Here is a 17302-nt window from a genome sequence, read left to right on the forward strand (position 1 = left end):
CTGCTGATACGAGGCATAGCGGGTACATCCCTTCGAATGAAGGGTGTTGCAACGACCAAATGAAACCGCCTGCACCGAGCTCCTCACCGAAGCCGAATCTTCCACGGGCGAGCGCGGCGCCCGCCGCGCGCGGTTCAGCGCACCACGGGCACCCCGTCGACGTACGTCGCGACGACGCCGATGGTGGCGAGCTCCTGCGCTGAGACCGAGAGCGGGTCCGCGGCGAATACGGTGAACGCCGCGCGGGCGCCTGGCCGCACCTCGCCCTCGTCGACGGCCCCGATCGCGCGGGCCGCGTGGGAGGTGTACCCCTCGAGCGCCTGCGTCGCAGTGAGCGCCTGCTCCGGCTGAATCGGGGCGAGTTCGGGCCGGGCAACCGGGGCGCGGAGGATCGCCTCTGCCATCATCACACGCGGGTCGTACGGGGTGACCGGCCAGTCGCTGCCGAGCGCCAGCACCGCCCCCGAGTCTCGGATGTCGCGGCACCGCCACCCGTGCGACGCGCGCTCCTCGCCGAGTCGCACCGACCAGTTGTCGGTGCGGTCCGCCCGCGTGTGGCGCGTGCCGTGGATGGGCTGCATGCTGGCGGCCACGCCGAGCTCGGCGAAGCGCGGCACTGTGCCGTCGGGGATCGTCTCGATGTGCTCGATGCGGTGCGCAGCCCGGCGGGCGACCGCTCCGAGCGATTCGATCGCGTCGAGCACGAATGCCACGCCCTGATCGCCGATCGCGTGCGTCGCCGTGGCGATCCCCCGCTCCGCGAAGAACCCGAGTGCCTCCCGGTAGGCTGCCGGGTCGCTCCAGATGGAGCGGCGCCCCTGGCCGTAGCAGTCGGGCTCGTGCAGCCAGGCCGACCCGTTGTCGACGGTGCCGTCGATCATGAACTTGACGCCTTCCACGCGCCACCTGCGTCCGTGCAGACCCTGCAGTGCCGCGATCTGCTCAAGTGTCGCCGTGGTCGATCCTGGCGGCACCATCGGTGAGAATCGCAGCCGGATCGGCAGGTCGCCGCGCGACTCGAGCGTTTCGAGCACCTCCCGGCTGCCCGGGTGGAAGTCCATGACGTGCGTACCGGTGATGCCGCTCGCCGCCATCCCGTCGAGCACGACGCCGAGCCGGTCGGCGAGTTCGTCGGTGCCCTCGCTCGGGATGTGCGCCAGCACGAGGTCCATCGCGGCGAGCTCCAGCAGGTACCCGGTGGGGGCGCCCTGCCCGTCCACGCCGACCGCCGACTCGTCGGGGAACGTCTCGCGCCCGGTGAGGCCGACGGCAGCGATGCCAGCGCTGTTGATCACGGCCGAGTGAGCGTCGCGCAGGCGGAGGAACACGGGATGCCCGGCGGCGGCGTCATCGAACAGCTTTCCGGTGAATCCCGTCTCGGTGAAGATGTTCGGGTCGGTTCCCCACCCGAAGATCCACGTGCCGGGAGCGGCCTCGGCAGCGGCACCGGCGATGCGATCCTGCGCCTCTGCGAGCGTGAGATCGGTGAGCTGCACGCCTCGCGTCAGTTCGAGCCCGAACACGATGTGCGTGTGGCCGTCGACGAGGCCGGGCACCAGCGTCGCACCGGGGTGCTCGTCGATGACGGTGCGGTGGCCGACGTGGATCGCCAAATCGTCTCGCGAGCCCACGGCGATGATACGGCCGTCACGGATCGCCACGGCGTCGGGGTCTGCCGGCCGGGGGGCCGCCGCGTCCGCGAAGGTGCGGATGCGGTCCACGGCGATCACGCGGTCGGCGATTTCGAAGGGCTCGGCGGTCGCCGCGGGGGAGGAGGCTGAGTGGGTCATGCTGGTCTCCGGGTCAGTGCTGCTGGACGGGTGCGGTGTCGGGGTGCGCGGCCGCTGCGTGAACGACGGGCACGGCAGTGGTGTTGCCCTGCTCGAACTTGCGGCTGCGGCGCGCGATGACGAAGAGCGCGGCGGCGAACACCACGCTGGGAATCGACACGGTGATCGCGTACTGCAGCGGGGTGAGCAGCCCGACGAGCTGGCCGCCCACCAGGGGGCCGAATGCGACGCCGGCGAGGTAGAAGCCCGACACGAGCACTCCGGTGCGGCCGGTCACGTCCATGATGGCGGCGAGACCGGTGAACAGCACGAGGATGGCGCCGTACATGACGCCCCAGACGAGGATCGCGACGGTGTACGCGAGCGGAGTCGTGCTCGTCACCATGATGAACTTGGTGACGGTGCTGACCGCGATGATGAGGGCGAACGACCAGCTGCGTCCGAGCCAGCGCAGTGCGAGGGGTGCGAGCAGCGCTCCGACGAGACCGCCGAGCACCTTCCCGGCGAGCAGCGAGCTGTTCGTCTCGGGGCTGATGTCGGATTGCTGCGCGAGCACGCTCGTCATCGAGTAGACCATGTCTTCGGTCAGCGACCAGAGCAGGATGGAGACGGCGAAGACCAGAGCGGCGGCTCCGATGGTGGTGCGCACCCGGCCGTCGCCCGTGTCGATGGCGCCGGTCGCGTCGAGTGCGCTCGCCGGCAGGTTGGGCAGGCCGCCGGCGAGCAGCAGCCCGATGACCCCGAGCGCAGCGATCACGATGAGCACGGTGCGCAGGTCGTTGTGGAAGATCGGGGCGATGGCGAGCAGCGCGGCCGCGCCGAGGCGGTTGATCACCATGATCGTGGTCACCGTGCGATCGGGGTTGCGGGTCGATGACGCCGCGGCGGTGCCGGTCGCGATCATGATGCCTGCGCCGATGCCGCCGACGATCAGTCCGATCATCACGGTCGGAGTGGTGAGGATCGCGGCGGGAAACCCGTATCCGACGATCATCAGCAGGAGGCCGACCCGTCCGAGCTTCGGCCGGTCGGCGCGGGCGATGAAGCGGTTCGTCACGAACATGGCGAGCGCGGATCCGGCGGTCATGCCCGTCGCGAGCGCGCCGGCTGCCGCGATGTCGACATCGAGGTCTTGCACCATCGCCGCGATGAGCACGGGCACGAGGTTCGCGGCCATGAGTGCGAACACCCAGGTGCCGACGAACCCGAAGACGACCCTGCCCGTGAGTGCGGCGAGACCGCTTGCGGCGGGATTCGGGGGAGAGGTGTTCGACATGGGACTCCTTCGTCGCGTGATCGGGGTGAGCGCGGCGGGCGCCGACGGCGCTCACAAGTGCGGGAACGTTCCCGCAACGCCTGCAAATATACGTCGCGCGAGTCGTGCCCGCAACTCGTGCGCGTCGCCGGGCCGGTGCGCGGACCGTACACTGAGGCTATGGCGAGTGAGGGATCCGGGGTCACGATCGTCGACATCGCACGCGCTTTGGGTATCTCGAAGACCGCCGTATCGGCGGCGCTGCACGGCAGCGGCCGCGTCTCAGAGGCGACGAGGGACCGCGTGCTCGCGGAGGCCGCTGCGATGGGGTACGTCTCCAATCGAGCCGCGCAGCGCCTGCGCGGCGGCCGGAACGGCGCCATCGGACTGGGCGTTCCGCACGATGTGAGGGAACTGTCGTTCTACATGGAACTCGCATTCGGCGCCGCCGACGCCGCGGCCGAGGCGGGAAGCGACCTGCTGCTGCTCGCGGACACCGTGCCAGGTGCCGCGCGGAGACCCAGCATGGACGGCGTGATCGTGGTCGATCCCACGCCGTCCGCGTTCCCGCGACTGCTCGAGCGCATCGGAGACGTCCCGGTGGTGACCGTCGGGGAGTACCTCGGCCCGGAGCGGCAGCGGATCTCGGCGTGGATCGCCGCCGATCATCGGGCGCTCGTCGCCGAAGTGCTCGACGGCTTGGCCGAGGCGGGGGCGACGGCGCCGGCACTGGTGGCGCTCCCCGCCGACCGCGAACCGGCGTGGGCGCACGATGTCGCGGAGGGGTATCGCTCCTGGTGCGCGGCGAACGACGCGCGGCCGGTGCTGCTCCGATCAGTCCTCGACCCCGACGAGACGGAACTCGCCGAGACGATGCGCCGCGCCGTTGCCTCGGGCTCCGACGGCATCGTCTGGGTGGCGCAGGGCCTCGTGCTCCGAGCACTCGCCGCGCAGTCCGCCGGCCGCAGCGGTCTTCCGGGCGGGGCGAAGGGGGCGGGCGGCCTCGAGCGCGACGGCAGCGGAGCTCCGGGATCGCGACTCGTGATGGCCACGATGGCCGCGGAGCCGGGCGCTCCCGGAGTGGCGGGAGTCGACCTCCGTGCGCGCGAGTACGGCCGATCAGCGGTGCGGTTGCTGCTCGGAGTGCTCGACGGGCGCGTGGCACCCGGAACACGCGAGGTGCACGACGCCCGGGTGATCCGCCCCGCCTAGATCACGACGCGCCGAGCAGCTCCCGCACGCGCGGCATCACCTCGGTCGCGTAGAGCTCGATGCTGCGCATGAGCAACGCGTGCGGCATCGTGCCGTTGGCGTACTTCAGGTCGAACCGATCGGCGGCAAGGCTGCGCACCGTGGCCGCGATGCGCTGAGCCACGGTCTCGGGGGACCCGACGTACAGCGAGCCGCTGTCGGCCTCGCGCTCGAATTCTGCGCGCGTGGTGTTCGGCCAGCCGCGCTCGGCGCCGATGCGGTTGCGATTCTTCTCGAAATGCGGCCACAGCTGCTCCCGCGCCTCGGCGTCCGACTCGGCGATGTGTCCGGGGGAGTGGACTCCGAGCGGCATGGCTGCGCGACCGAGTGCGCGCTGGGCCTTGCGATACAGATTCGCGAACGGGGCGAAGCGAGACGGGTCGCCTCCGATGATCGCGAGCATCATGGGGATGCCCATCTGCACCGAGCGCACGACCGACTCGGGGCTGCCGCCCACCCCCACCCACGCCCGCACACCCTCGGGCTGCTCGGTCTTCGGGTAGACGTGCTGGTCGACGAGCGCTGCGCGATGCTGCCCCGACCAGGTCACCGGGCCCTCCTCGCGGAGCCGCGCGAAGAGGTCGAGCTTCTCCGAGAAGAGCGCATCGTAATCGTTCAGATCGTAGCCGAAGAGCGCGAATGACTCGATGAAGGATCCCCGGCCGAGCACCGCCTCAGCGCGACCCGAGCTCACAGCGTCGAGGGTGGCGAATCGTTCGTACACGCGCACCGGGTCGTCGCTCGAGAGCACGGTCACTCCCGTGCCCAACAGGATGCGCTCGGTGCGACCGGCGATGGCGGCGAGCACGATCTCGGGCGACGTGAGGGCGAAATCGTCCCGGTGATGCTCGCCGAGCGTGATCGCGTCGACGCCGAGGCGGTCGGCGAGAACGGCCTGCTCGATGACGTCTCGGAGCACCTGCGCGTGCGACTTCCGCCCGCCCGCGTCGTCGAATGTCACGTCACCGAACGTATCGAGGCCGAGGATGAGCTGATCGGGGGTGGCGCCGGCGACGGCGCGAAGCGGGGTCATGCCGGTGAGAACACCGACGGGTCCCCTGCTATTCCGTCCGCGGTGCGGAGAGACGCGGTGCGGAGAGACGCGGTGCGACTACGCGCGGCGGCTTGAGACGACGAACCCGACAGCTGCAGCGGCGACGCCGAAGGCGGCCGGCCACACCCAGAACACGCCGAGCGCGAGGAGGGCGGCGACCGCAGCGGCGATGAGGCACAGCTCGAACAGCGCCTGCGCGAAGCGATCCACGCGCAGGACCGGCTTCGGCGAGAGGAAGAGCGCCCAGAGCAGTACCGCGAGTACGAAGAGTCCGAGGCCCGTGAAGATGCCGGGGAACGGCAGCGGCCAGGCGAGGAAGCCCCACACGGTGACGATCACGATCGCTGCGAGGTGGAAGAGACCGCGCGCAAGCAGCAGCGCGGGGCTCGCAGCGTGCGGGGCGGGTGTCGAAGAACTACTGGTCACCGAACCAGTCTACCCGCCCGCCGCCTGCCTCCCCCGCGCCCGCCCCCATCCCCCCACCCCCCCATCCCCGGGATCGGGGTCACTTTCGGAGCGTGTCGCTGGTCTGACCGGGTGGGACACCCTCCGAAAGTGACCCGGCTCGGGAGGGGGGCAGAGAAGTTGGGGAGGGGCGGCGCGCGGTGCGCGACGTGGTCCAGCGCCTGGGTCGGGAAGTGGTTCACCTCCGGGTGCTTCCATATGGTGATGAGATAGACCACGCTCCCGCGCCGCACACATTCCCAGCACCGCCCACCGACATCACAGTTGAAGGAGCACCATGACGACAGCGACGTTGCGCGTCATGGACGCCCACGGCGACTTCTCGGAGCCGCAACGGGTGTCCTGGCACGGGGGACGCTTCACGGCGATCGGCGACCCCGCCAACGCGGCGCAGTCCCGAGCTCTCGGCACGGCGGCGGCGCCGCGCATTCCCACTGAGGCCCGCTGGATCATGCCCGGCCTCGTCGACGCCCATCTGCATGCCGCGTGGCACGCCTTCGACGCGGCGGATCGCGCGCAGTTCACGGAGGAGGAGGCGCACCGGGCGACGGCAGACGCGCTCCGTCGCACGCTGCGCGCCGGCTTCACGAGCGTACGCGACGCCGGGGGGCTCGCGACCACGACGCGTGAGCGCATCCCGGCCGAGTCCAGGCCCAGAATCGCATGCTCGGTGGCGCTCATCGACCGGGCGCGAGCCGATGCTGCCGGGGGGATCGACCGTGCGGTGGAGGAGGTGCTCCAGGCGGGAGCGGCCTGGGTCAAAATCGTCGCCACCGATGGAGTGGGATCACCGGCGGGCGCGTCCCTCCAGTCGCACTTCTCGGCGACCGAGTTCGCGAGCGCCGCTCGCAGAGCGGCATCGGCCGGGGCCGGCGTCATGGTCCACGCGTGGGGCGGGGACGCCATCGACTTCGCCATCGAGTCGGGAGCGGCGAGCATCGAGCACGGCATCTACCTGACCGTCGAGCAGGCCAGTCGCGCCGCTCAGTCGGGTACGGCGTTCGTGCCCACGCTGCGCATCTACCGCCTCGTGCAGCAGATGATCGCCGCGGGGAAGCTCCCCGCAGGGCTCGCGGCCCGAGTCGACGCGGCGGTGGCTGCGCACCCCGACGCGGTGCGCATCGCCCGAGACCAGGGCGTGGCGATCGCGCTGGGCACCGACTTCGGCACTCCTGAGCAGCACGGCACCAACCGAGTCGAGTTCGATGCGCTGGTCGAAGCCGGGCTCAGCGTGAGGGAGGCGCTGGTCGCGGCGACGTCCTCCGGAGCGGCACTGCTCGCGCGTGCGAAGGATCCCGACGCGCCGAGTCACCCTCCGCCGTTCGGAGTGATCGCGCCGGGAGCGGTCGCGGACGCCGTGCTGCTGGCCCGCGATCCCCGCGAACCCGGTGCCCTGTCCGACCCCGCGTCGATCGTCGGCGTGCTGCTCGAAGGGCGGCTGATCGATCCGCGGCGCCCCGATTTCCCACCCCATCCTCGAGAGGACCACCTGTGACCCCCGCCCTCCGTCTCCGCACGCCCGGTGCCACTGAGCCCGGCGCCACTGAGCCCGGCGCGATTCAGCTCCGCGCCGCCCAGCACGCCCCCCGCCCGAGCCGACGCGCCGGCCGTCGCACTGCGACCGCAGCTCTCGCGCTCTCCGCAGCACTGCTGCTGAGCGCGTGCGCGGGAGGATCGTCGAGCGGTGCCGGCTCCGGCGACGCCGGTGATCCGGTGAGCGGTGGCACGCTCGAGTTCGGGCGGGTCGCCTCGGTGACCGATCTCGATCTGAATCAGCAGATCACCGCGAACAACGCGTTCGCGATCGACAAGATCTTCGAGCCGCTCGTCAGCTTCGACTCGGACGGCGAGATCGTTCCGTGGCTCGCGGAATACGCGGAGTCCGCAGACGGGCTCACCTACACCTTCACGCTGCGCGACGGACTCGCGTTCTCAGACGGCACGGAGGTGTCTCCCGCCGACGTCGTCTTCTCGCTCGAGCGGCATATCGAGGTGGGCGGGCCGTTGCCGCTGGAAGCTCCGATCGAAGCCATCACCGAATCGGGCGAGCGCGACGTGGTCATCACGCTGAGCGAACGCTACACCCCGTTCCTCTCGGAGCTCGCGAGCTTCTCGAACGGCATCTTCCCGCAGGACTTCGGGGGCGCGAGCGAGGAGGAGTTCTTCGAGGATCCGATCGGTACCGGCCCGTTCGTGGTCGAGACGTGGGATCCGAACGGGGACCTCGCCTTCGCGAAGAACGAGCACTACTGGCAGGAGGGCAAGCCCTACGTCGACTCCCTCGTGTACAAGCTCGTGGCCGATGACACGCAACTGCAGCAGCAGCTCGCGGCCGGTCAGCTCGATGCGATCGACGACGTCCCTGCGGCGAATGCGGCGCAGGTCGAGAGCGGTGACGGCACAGTGCTGTCGCAGACGAGCGGATGGTCGACGGAGCAGGTCTTCTTCAACACGCAGCGGGAGCAGTTCGCGGATGAGCACGTGCGCCGCGCCGTCGCGCTCGCGCTGGATCGCGAAGGCATCACGCAGGCGACCACGTTCGGTACGGCAGAGGTGGCCAACGCGCTGCTGCCGCCGACCATCACGGACTCGGCCAACGAGACGGTGCGGCCGCTCGATTTCGACCTCGATGCCGCACGGGAGGAGCTCGCGAAGTCGCCGTATCCTGACGGGTTCTCCGTCACGCTGCTGCTCGCGAGCGGTGACTCGCAACGCGCGCAGATCGCGCAGATCGTGCAGGAATCCCTTGCGCAGATCGACGTCGACGTCGAGATCGAGCAGATCGACATCGCCGCCTTCCGCGAGCGCTTCTTCGCGTACGACTTCGACTTCATGCTCAACAGCGGGCAGTCCGACGCCCCCGACCCCAACGGGTTCATCACCTTCCAGGCCGACCCCGACGGGTTCAGCAAGTCGTACTGGACGCACTACTCGAACGAGCGGGTCACCGAACTCATGCGGCAGGGACGCACGACTCCCGAGGGTGAGGAGCGCACGGAGATCTATCAGGAGATCCAGCAGACCCTCGCCGATGAGGTGCCCTACATCCCGCTGTTCTTCCCGGCGAACCTGAAGGCGACGCGCGACGACGTGCACGGCTTCACCGTGCTTCCGAACGGCAGTGTGCGCTTCGAGGACGCGTGGCTCGCCGGCGGCGCCGAGTAGCCGGAGGCGACGCCATACAGTGGGATCGTGGTGAAACGGGGAGTGCAGGCCGCGGGGCGCGTCATCGCCCGGATCGTGCCGGTGATGCTGGGGGTCGTCGTCGCGACCTTCTTCCTCCTGCGCCTCGTTCCCGGCGACCCCGCGGCCATGATCCTCGGCGAGCGCGCGACGCCTGAGTCCGTTGCCGCGCTGCGCGCGCAGCTCGGCCTCGATCTGCCGCTGTGGCAGCAGTTCACCGATTTCCTCGGGCAGGTGGTGTTCCACTTCGATACGGGCGCCTCGCTGGTCACCGGGGTGTCGACGCGGGAGCTCATCCTGGACACAGCGCCCGTGAGCGCCGGCATCGTGGCCCTCGCACTCCTGCTCGCCGTGCTCATCGCCGTGCCGCTGTCGCTCGTCGCCGCGCTGCGCCGCGACGGCCTGGCGGATCACCTCGTGCGGATCCTCCCCGCCATCGGCATGGGAATGCCGCTGTTCTGGGTCGGACTCCTCCTGATCATCGTCTTCGCCGTGCAGCTCGGCTGGTTCCCCGTCGGGGGCGTCGGGTCGGGGCCGGCCGAGCCGCTCCGCAGTCTGTTCCTGCCCGCGCTCGCCGTCGCGCTCGGCATGGCGCCGCCGCTCATCAGGTCGCTCCGCGCCCAGCTCATCGATGTGCTCGAAGCGGAGTTCGTCACGACGCTGCGGGCGGCGCGCATCCCAGAGCGGCGGATCGTGTGGCACCACGTGATGCGCAGCGCTTCGCTCCCCACGCTGACCCTGCTCAGCGTGAACACGGCGTATCTCATCGGAGGAACGCTGGTCGTCGAACGGGTCTTCGGCATCAATGGCCTCGGCTCGCTCCTCTTCCAGTCCATCAGCACGCGCGATTTCCCCGTCGTGCAGGGGATCGCCCTCTACTGCGCGGTCGTCGTCGTACTGATCACGACGCTCGCGGAGGTGCTGTCGAGCGCGCTGGATCCCCGCTTGCGGGTCGGCGACGCACGAAGTCCCATCGGCGGTGCGGGATCGAATGCGCGGCTCCTGCCCTCCGGGGAGGCCGCACTCGCACCCGACCCGACGGAGGACGAGCGATGAGGGATCCGAGCGCCGAACGCGGCGCCAGCCGGTCGCCGGCGCTCGTCGTCGGCGCGATCCTCACCGGTCTGTTGCTGATCATCGCGCTCGCCGCACCCGCCCTGGCGCCGTACTCGCCGACGGAACAGCATCTCACGCAGGGGCTGCTGCCGCCCTCGGCGGAGCACTGGTTCGGCACGGACCAGCTCGGCCGCGATGTGCTCTCCCGTATGCTCTACGCTGCGCGGATCGACCTCGGAATCGCCGTGCTCGCCTCGCTCGCCCCGTTCGTGATCGGCGTGGCCGTCGGTCTCATCTCCGGCTACTCCGGGGGCGCAGTGGATTGGGTGGCATCGCGCGTCACCGATACCGTCATCGCTTTTCCGTTCTACATCATCGTGATCGCGCTCGTCTTCGCCCTGGGGGCGGGCGCCGGAGGGATCGTCGTCGCATTCGCCCTCGTCGGCTGGGTCGGGTACGCGCGCGTGCTCCGGGCGGTGACGGCCTCCATGCGCGACGCCGGCTGGGTGCGGAGCGCTCGGGGAGGCGGCCTCTCCCACGCGCGCGTGCTGCTCCGCCACGTGCTGCCGAACGTGCTGCCGCAGGCCATCGTGCTGCTCGCCTCTGAGATCGTGCTCATCATGGTCGCCATCGTGACCCTCGGGTATCTCGGTCTCGGGATCCGACCGCCGACGCCCGACTGGGGCACCATGATCGCCGATGCTCAGCAATTCGTGACGACGCACTGGTGGCTGGCGGCCCTCCCCGGGTGCGCGGTGGTGCTCACCGGCATCGCGCTCTCACTGCTGGGCGACGGCATCGGCGATCTGATGCGCGTGGGCGGCGCGCGCAGCCGGGTTTCACTGGTGTCGCCCTCCCTCACCGGCACTCCCGGTGCGCGCCGCCGCGAGCGTTCGCTCAGCCGGGAGCATCCGCGCCGCCGGCTGCGCGAGCACGTCGCGCCCGAGCGCGGGAGCGTGAGCATCCGCGGACTGCGCATCGCGACGACGAGCGGCGCCGTGCTCGTCGGGGAGCGCGCCGGTATCGACCTCGAGCTGCAGGCGGGTGAGGCTCTCGGCATCGTTGGCGAATCCGGCTCGGGCAAGAGCCTCACCCTGCGCGCCGTGCTCGGCCTGATGCCGCGCGGACTCCGCATCGCCTCCGGAAGCATCGCGGTCGGCGGCTCGGTCGGCATGGTGTTCCAAGAACCGCTCACCGCGCTCGATCCGTTGACCCGAGTCGGCAGGCAAGTGCGCGCCGCCGTGCGCTCCGCAGATCCGGGTCTCGGCGCGCGTGCCGCAGACGAACGTGTGCACGACCTCCTGGATCAAGTGCGTCTCGTCGACACGGTGCGCATCGCCAGCTCCTATCCGCATCAGCTCTCGGGGGGTCAGCGGCAGCGGGTGGTGATCGCGCTCGCGCTCGCCGGGTCGCCCGACGTGCTGCTCTGCGACGAGCCGACGACGGCACTCGACGTGACCGTGCAGCGCGACGTGCTGCTCCTCCTGCGCGAGCTGCGCGTGGAGCGCGGGCTCACGCTCGTATTCGTGTCGCATGATCTCGCGGTGGTGGCGGCGATGTGCGAGCGGGTCGTCGTCATGGCGCGGGGCGAGATCGTCGAGTCCGGCGCCGTCGCCGCCCTGGTCGCCGCGCCGAGCGCAGCGGAGACCCGCGCGCTGCTCGCGGCGGTCCCGGCGCTTCCGAGGCTCGCCGCACGCCAGGCTCCCGCCGAGCATTCGGATCCCGCCTCGAGACCCGGCGAAGCGCAGGCCCAGCACGCGCTCGGCGTCGACGCGCGCACCTCGCTCCTCGAAGTGCGCGACGCCGCCGTGAACTTCGGAGCGGTCAGTGCCGTGTCCGGTGTCTCGTTGCGCCTGAGCGCCGGCGAAGTGCTCGGAGTCGTTGGGGAGTCGGGCTCGGGCAAGACGACGCTCGCGCGCGCCATCGCCGGTCAAGCCACGCTCTCCGCCGGCGAGGTGCGGCTCGACGGGGTCGCGCTCGGCACGCGGCGCGGTCGGTCGGAGCGGCGGCGGATCCAACTCGTGCCCCAGGATCCCTACTCGTCGCTGACGCCGCGTCGCACGATCGGGAGCGCGCTCGACGAGGTGCTGCGACTGCGACGCGCCGACACCGCGCGCGAGGCGGGATCGCGCGGTCTCGCGCCTGCTCGGGCGGTTCGGATCGCGGAACTGCTGCGTCAGGTCGGGCTCGATCCAAGCCTCGCCGGCGCCACGCCCGACCGGCTGTCGGGTGGTCAGCGCCAGCGCGTCGCGATCGCCCGCGCGCTCGCCGCCGACCCGCAGGTGCTGGTGGCCGACGAGCCGACCTCCGCGCTCGACACGACCTCTCAAGCCCGTGTCATCGAACTGCTGCAGAGGCTGCGCGACGATCTCGGGCTCGGCATCGTCTTCGTCTCGCACGATCTCGCGGTCGTGCACGAACTCTGCGATCGGGTGCTCGTGATGCGCGATGGTGCGATCGTGGAATCCGGCGACCGCGCCTTCTTCACGGATCCCGGAACGGATTACGGCCGAGCGCTGCTCACCTCGGTCGTGCGGCTCTGAACGATCTGGATCCCGGAGCGCACCCCTGAGGATGCTCGACCGTTGCGCGCTGGCAGCGGGCGCTTGGTACGCTGCCAGTGACAGCCATCGAGGGGACGGCCATGGACGGCATCATGAACTGGATCGAGCGCGTGTTCGACGGCTCGCTGTTCGATGGCGGAATCTTCCTCATCATCGGTGTGGTCGGCGGCGTGCTGCTGCTGATCTCGCTCCTGCTCGACGGCATCTTCGATGCCTTCGACTTCGGCGACGGGCCGCTGAGTCTCACGACCATCGCAGCATTCACCGCGATCTTCGGGTTCGCGTCGTTCGCGAGCGTCGGCGCCGGCATGTCGACCCCCGTCGCGACGATCGTGGGCGCGCTCTCCGGCCTGCTCGGAGCCGCAGCCGCGTGGTGGCTCTCCCGAGCCATCAGAGGGGCAGAGTCGAATACCGCCGTCAGCGGCACCGACCTGGTCGGATCCACCGGCGCCGTCGTCCTCGCAATCCCGGCGAACGGACTCGGCGAGGTCGCGGTCACGCGGCACGGCGAGCGAATCTCCCTCTCAGCGTCCGCCGAGGCTCCCGTGCCCCGAGGCGCGCAGGTGCGCATCGTGCAGGTCGTGACCTCGACCTCGGTGCGCGTCGAACCCGTACTCCCTGAATCCCACGCCCAACCGTTACCCCGAACGGAGACGTAATGTTCCTCGCAAGCCCGGCGATCATCGGCATATTCGGTGCGGTGATCGCACTCGTGCTGATCGCGCTCGTCATCATCAAGCGATACCGGATCGCAAAACCGGATGAGGCGATCATCGTGACCGGCGGCAAGGGCAAGGAGGTCGTCGACGCTGCCGGCAACCGCGGCCGCGACCTCTCCGGTCAGAAGGTCGTGACCGGCGGCGGTGTCTTCGTCGTCCCGTTCGTGCAGAAGTCGTTCACGATCTCCCTGCGCTCGCGCCGACTCTCGATCACCACGGAGGCCCAGACCACCGACGGCATCACGATGCAGGCGCAGGCCGTCGCCGTCGTCAAGGTCGGCGGAACGCAGGAGATGATCCGGGCCGCCGCCCAGCGATTCCTGTCGAACTCCGACGAGATCGACGAGTCGACGCAGGAGGTGCTGTCGGGTTCGCTCCGCTCCATCATCGGCGGCCTCACGGTACTGCAGATCATTCGCGACCGCGCTGTCGTCGCGCAGAGCGTGCTCGAAGCGGCGGAGGAAGCCCTGACGAAGCAGGGCCTCGTCGTCGACACGCTGCAGATCCAGGAGATCCGCGACGGCGCGGATTACATCTCGAACATCGGCCGTCCTGAGGCGGCCAAGGTGCGCCAGGCCGCCGACATCGCCGAGACCATCGCGTACCAGGCATCGCAGGAGGCGAAGATCGGCGCCGAGCGCGTGCTGCTCGACCGCAACCGCGAGCTGAAGCTGCGTCAGGCCGAGATCCAGGTCGAGACCGACAAGGCCACCGCGCAGGCATCGGCCGCCGAGCCGCTCGAGCAGGCGATCCAGCAGCAGGCGATCGTCGAGCAGCAGCAGATCACCGCTCAGAAAGAGGTCTCGCTGAAGACCGAGCGACTGAACGCCGACGTGCGCGCGGTCGCCGAGGCAGAGGCGTACCGCGTCGAGGCCCTCGCGAAGGCTGAAGCCGCCGCATCCGTGTCAGCGGCCGAAGGTCGCGCGAAGGCTGTCGAGCGCGAGGGCATGGCGAGCCGCGTGGCGCGTATCGCCGCCGCAGAAGCGCTCGAAGCCGAGGGGCGCGCCGAGGCTGCGGCACTCGAAGCGAAGGGTACCGCGGAAGCGACGGCGATCGACGCGCGCGCCCGCGCACTCGAGACGCAGTCCCAGGCGGTGCTCGCCCAGGAACTCATCCACCTGCTGCCCGAGATCGCGGCGGAGTACGCGCGCGCCATCGGCGCGATCGAGCACATGACCGTCGTGTCGGCCGACGGAACGTCGAAGGTCGCCGGGGAGGCCATGGGCAATATCAAGGGCCTCCTCGAGATGGCGAAGGACACGGTCGGCATCGACCTCGCCGGCATGCTGAACGGGGCGGTCTCGGGAAGCGCCGCGGGTGCGGCCGCCGGCCGCGCGTCGCGGGATGCGTCGGAGGGCGGCCGTGGCGATCACGGCGATCGCCGCGCCGGGGATCGATTCGATTCCGGGTCCTCCGAATCGTTCCGGCAGTCCGCTCTGTCGGAGAGCTCTCGCCGGGTCGCGGGGAGTGCGACCAGCGCGGCGTCCGCAACGGCGGATGCAGCGGCGGACGCGGCGGACAGCGCAGCGCAGGCGGCGAATGATGCGGCGCGCACAGCTGCTGCTGCAGAGCGTGCCGCTGCCGCCGGCGACCAGACGAACCCGTTCGGCGGGGGATCCCAGTAGGCCCCGCCGGAGCTCCAGGCTGAACGGTGCAGAATAGGGGCATGCCCTCACGCAACCCGCAATCGCTGACGTCGGAGGTCGAGTCCGTGCTCGGCCCTGCGCCCGCGGATTACGGTCAGCCCGAGGTCGTGCTCCTCCGGTTCCGGCGGCACGGACGCAGACTCGTGCTGCCGGTACTGGTGCTCGTCGCTCTCTCGAGCGGAGCGGGCTACTGGGTCGGCGCCTTCGCCGAAGGCTGGATGAATCTGCTGGCGGGAGTGGGAGCGGTCGTGCTCGCGCTGCTGCTCGGCGTCTTCCCCGTGCTCCGGTGGCTGACGTATCGAACGACGGTGACCACGCGGCGGGTGATTCAGCGGCACGGCGTCTTCTCTCGCCATCGCAGCGAGGTCTCGTTCGTGCGCATCCGCGAGGTGCGCACCCGGCGCTCGCTGCTGCAACGGCTCTTCGGGGCGGGAGACGTCGACCTGTTCATCGGCCCGGAGCGCACGACGATCCCCGATGTGCCTGGAGTGTCGGCGGCAGCGGATGCCCTGCAGGAACTCGTCGAGCGCAACTACGCCCACGCGACGCGCGTCGAGCGCCGAATGGGAGAGTTCCGGCCCACCTCGAACGTGGCCTTCACGAACCTCGAGGCGTGAACACGCAGCGTGCTCGGTGCCGGGTCAGGTCGTCCGGGCGATGAGCACGTCGATCAGCTCGCCCGCCAGCTTCACGAGGCGCTCGATCTCATTCTCGTCGCGATCGACCCATCGGCACTCGGGATCGCCCACTGGCACGAAATTCTCGTGCCGCTCCCAGACCATGAGCGTGCGCTCCGCGCCCAGCACGTACTGCTGCCACCACACCTGGCGCAGGTAATTGCGGGGGATGGAACGCCATTCCTTGTTCGTGGTCTTGATCTCCGCCAGTTCGATCGCGCCCGTGCCGCGGAATGCGAGCCCGTCGGGTGTCGCGAGATGCCTGAGATCGGTCTCCGCGTGGAAGAGTGCCTGGCTCGGTTCGATCTCGTACTCGCGCAGCACCCAGGATGCGATCTCGGGCTCGCGGAGCTTTCCGTGCTCGGTGTAGACGTTCCCCATGAAACGACTGCCGTGCAGTTTCTCGTGCGCGGCGGCGGCGATCGAGCGCGAGGTCGACAGCTTCGCGACGTCGGTCGCGGTGATGCCGCGGGCGCGGGCTCGCATCCACGCCATGCGATCGGACCCATCGGTCACGATGCGCTGGAGATGAACGGGAGCTGGGGCGAACACCCCTTCAGTTTCTCACGGCTCGCTCTCCGCGGCGCGCAACGCGCGGTCCGGCAGCAGCTCGCGCAGTGCGCGAATCGCGGGATCGCGACCGCCCAATGCGGGGGCCGTGCCTCGGCGCTACCGCGTCCGGGGAACCGGTCGGTGACCCGGTGCAGACGCAGCATTCGCATAGGTGGCACATGGAAAAACACTGGTTCTAGAGGTTTGAAGCAGGCGAAAACGCAGGTGACGTGAGTATTCTGAAGCCCGCAACATTTCGCCGCACTCCGCGCAGGGGTGCCGCGAATCGGGAAGACGAAGCCAACCGCTTGCGACGCGCGTTCAATTCGGGAGCGCGCGATCATATCGGCTGAGAGGAGCGTTCCGAGGAATGGAATCATCATCGCTGCAGCGTGCCGACGGAGGCAAGATCCGCGCCCTGGTCGTCGACGACGAGGACTCGATCACGCAGCTCGTGGCCATGGCGCTCCGGTACGAGGGCTGGCAGGTCGAGACCGCTGCGACGGGCCGGGAAGCGCTCGAGAAGATCTCCTCGTTCAATCCGGATGTCGCTGTGTTCGACATCATGCTGCCAGACCTCGACGGCATGCAGTTGCTCGCCCGACTCCGCTCGGCCGGGGAGATGTTCCCAGTGCTCTTTCTGACAGCGCTCGATTCCGTGGAGGATCGCGTCAACGGGCTCACTGCCGGGGGCGACGATTACGTCGTCAAGCCCTTCAGCCTGGAGGAGCTCATCGCTCGCCTCCGCGGCCTCGTGCGCCGTTCTCAGCTCACGCTCGCGCAGCATCCCGACCCCGTGCTGCGTGTCGGGGATCTCACGCTCAACGAGGACAGTTACGAGGTGGAGCGAGCCGGTGAGCCGATCACGGTGACCAACACGGAGTTCGAGCTGCTGCGCTATCTCATGCGCAACCCGAATCGGGTGCTCTCGAAGGCGCAGATTCTGGACCGGGTCTGGGCGTACGACTTCACGGGGAAGTCGACCGTGGTCGAGCTCTATATCTCTTATCTCCGCAAGAAGATCGATGCCGGCCGCGTGCCGATGCTCCACACGGTGCGTGGCGCGGGCTACATGCTCAAGCCAGCGGCT

Annotated in this window: 14 protein-coding genes; 9 read left to right on the forward strand and 5 right to left on the reverse strand. The window is 69.8% G+C overall.

Features of this window, described 5'->3' with window-relative positions:
- Positions 1–134: 134 nt before the first annotated feature.
- Both ABFX18_RS08575 and ABFX18_RS08580 read right to left on the reverse strand, forming a co-directional pair.
- Entirely contained in the window at positions 135–1790 is a 1656-nt protein-coding gene (locus ABFX18_RS08575; RefSeq protein ID WP_346058025.1) for an amidohydrolase, read from the reverse strand.
- A 13-nt stretch (positions 1791–1803) separates the two neighbouring features.
- Positions 1804–3066, reverse strand: coding sequence for an MFS transporter (locus tag ABFX18_RS08580; RefSeq protein WP_346058026.1), 1263 nt, complete (start codon positions 3064–3066; stop codon positions 1804–1806).
- Between the two features lie 159 nt (positions 3067–3225).
- Here ABFX18_RS08580 and ABFX18_RS08585 point away from each other — a divergent pair, with 159 nt between their 5' ends.
- Positions 3226–4257, forward strand: coding sequence for a LacI family DNA-binding transcriptional regulator (locus ABFX18_RS08585; RefSeq protein ID WP_346058027.1), 1032 nt, complete (start codon positions 3226–3228; stop codon positions 4255–4257).
- Position 4258: 1 nt separating this feature from the next.
- Here ABFX18_RS08585 and ABFX18_RS08590 read toward each other — a convergent pair whose 3' ends face one another.
- Positions 4259–5329 carry an LLM class flavin-dependent oxidoreductase gene (locus ABFX18_RS08590; RefSeq protein ID WP_346058028.1) on the reverse strand — a complete coding sequence of 357 codons (1071 nt, stop codon included), beginning with the start codon at positions 5327–5329 and terminating at the stop codon, positions 4259–4261.
- Between the two features lie 78 nt (positions 5330–5407).
- The gene (locus ABFX18_RS08595; RefSeq protein WP_090152031.1) at positions 5408–5776 is read right to left on the reverse strand and encodes a DUF2568 domain-containing protein; all 369 of its coding nucleotides are present in this window, start codon (positions 5774–5776) and stop codon (positions 5408–5410) included.
- A 316-nt stretch (positions 5777–6092) separates the two neighbouring features.
- Here ABFX18_RS08595 and ABFX18_RS08600 point away from each other — a divergent pair, with 316 nt between their 5' ends.
- From ABFX18_RS08600 to ABFX18_RS08630, 7 genes are all read left to right on the forward strand, one after another.
- Positions 6093–7310 (forward strand): amidohydrolase family protein, encoded by a 1218-nt coding sequence (locus tag ABFX18_RS08600; protein ID WP_346058029.1) that lies wholly within the window; start codon positions 6093–6095, stop codon positions 7308–7310.
- On the forward strand, positions 7307–8980 hold the full coding sequence (locus tag ABFX18_RS08605; protein ID WP_346058030.1) for an ABC transporter substrate-binding protein: 1674 nt from the start codon (positions 7307–7309) through the stop codon (positions 8978–8980). Before ABFX18_RS08600 ends, ABFX18_RS08605 begins: the two co-directional genes overlap by 4 nt.
- A gap of 27 nt (positions 8981–9007) precedes the next feature.
- Entirely contained in the window at positions 9008–10054 is a 1047-nt protein-coding gene (locus ABFX18_RS08610) for an ABC transporter permease (RefSeq protein WP_346058031.1), read from the forward strand.
- Positions 10051–12597 carry an ATP-binding cassette domain-containing protein gene (locus ABFX18_RS08615; protein WP_346058032.1) on the forward strand — a complete coding sequence of 849 codons (2547 nt, stop codon included), beginning with the start codon at positions 10051–10053 and terminating at the stop codon, positions 12595–12597. The genes ABFX18_RS08610 and ABFX18_RS08615 overlap by 4 nt, the downstream gene beginning before the upstream one ends.
- 77 nt (positions 12598–12674) lie before the next feature.
- The gene (locus ABFX18_RS08620; protein WP_346058033.1) at positions 12675–13277 is read left to right on the forward strand and encodes a hypothetical protein; all 603 of its coding nucleotides are present in this window, start codon (positions 12675–12677) and stop codon (positions 13275–13277) included.
- Complete coding sequence (locus tag ABFX18_RS08625) at positions 13277–14962, forward strand: SPFH domain-containing protein (RefSeq protein ID WP_346058034.1); 1686 nt, start codon at positions 13277–13279, stop codon at positions 14960–14962. The genes ABFX18_RS08620 and ABFX18_RS08625 overlap by 1 nt, the downstream gene beginning before the upstream one ends.
- 41 nt (positions 14963–15003) lie before the next feature.
- Positions 15004–15600 (forward strand): PH domain-containing protein, encoded by a 597-nt coding sequence (locus ABFX18_RS08630; protein WP_090152017.1) that lies wholly within the window; start codon positions 15004–15006, stop codon positions 15598–15600.
- A 24-nt stretch (positions 15601–15624) separates the two neighbouring features.
- Here the strand turns inward: ABFX18_RS08630 and ABFX18_RS08635 are convergent, their stop codons facing one another.
- Positions 15625–16155 (reverse strand): YqaJ viral recombinase family protein, encoded by a 531-nt coding sequence (locus tag ABFX18_RS08635; protein ID WP_234037590.1) that lies wholly within the window; start codon positions 16153–16155, stop codon positions 15625–15627.
- Positions 16156–16582: 427 nt separating this feature from the next.
- Here ABFX18_RS08635 and ABFX18_RS08640 point away from each other — a divergent pair.
- A partial coding sequence (locus tag ABFX18_RS08640; RefSeq protein WP_234037528.1) for a response regulator transcription factor occupies positions 16583–17302 on the forward strand: 720 nt, incomplete at its 3' end.

The sequence above is a fragment of the Leucobacter alluvii genome, from assembly GCF_039530485.1.
Classification (GTDB): domain Bacteria; phylum Actinomycetota; class Actinomycetes; order Actinomycetales; family Microbacteriaceae; genus Leucobacter; species Leucobacter alluvii.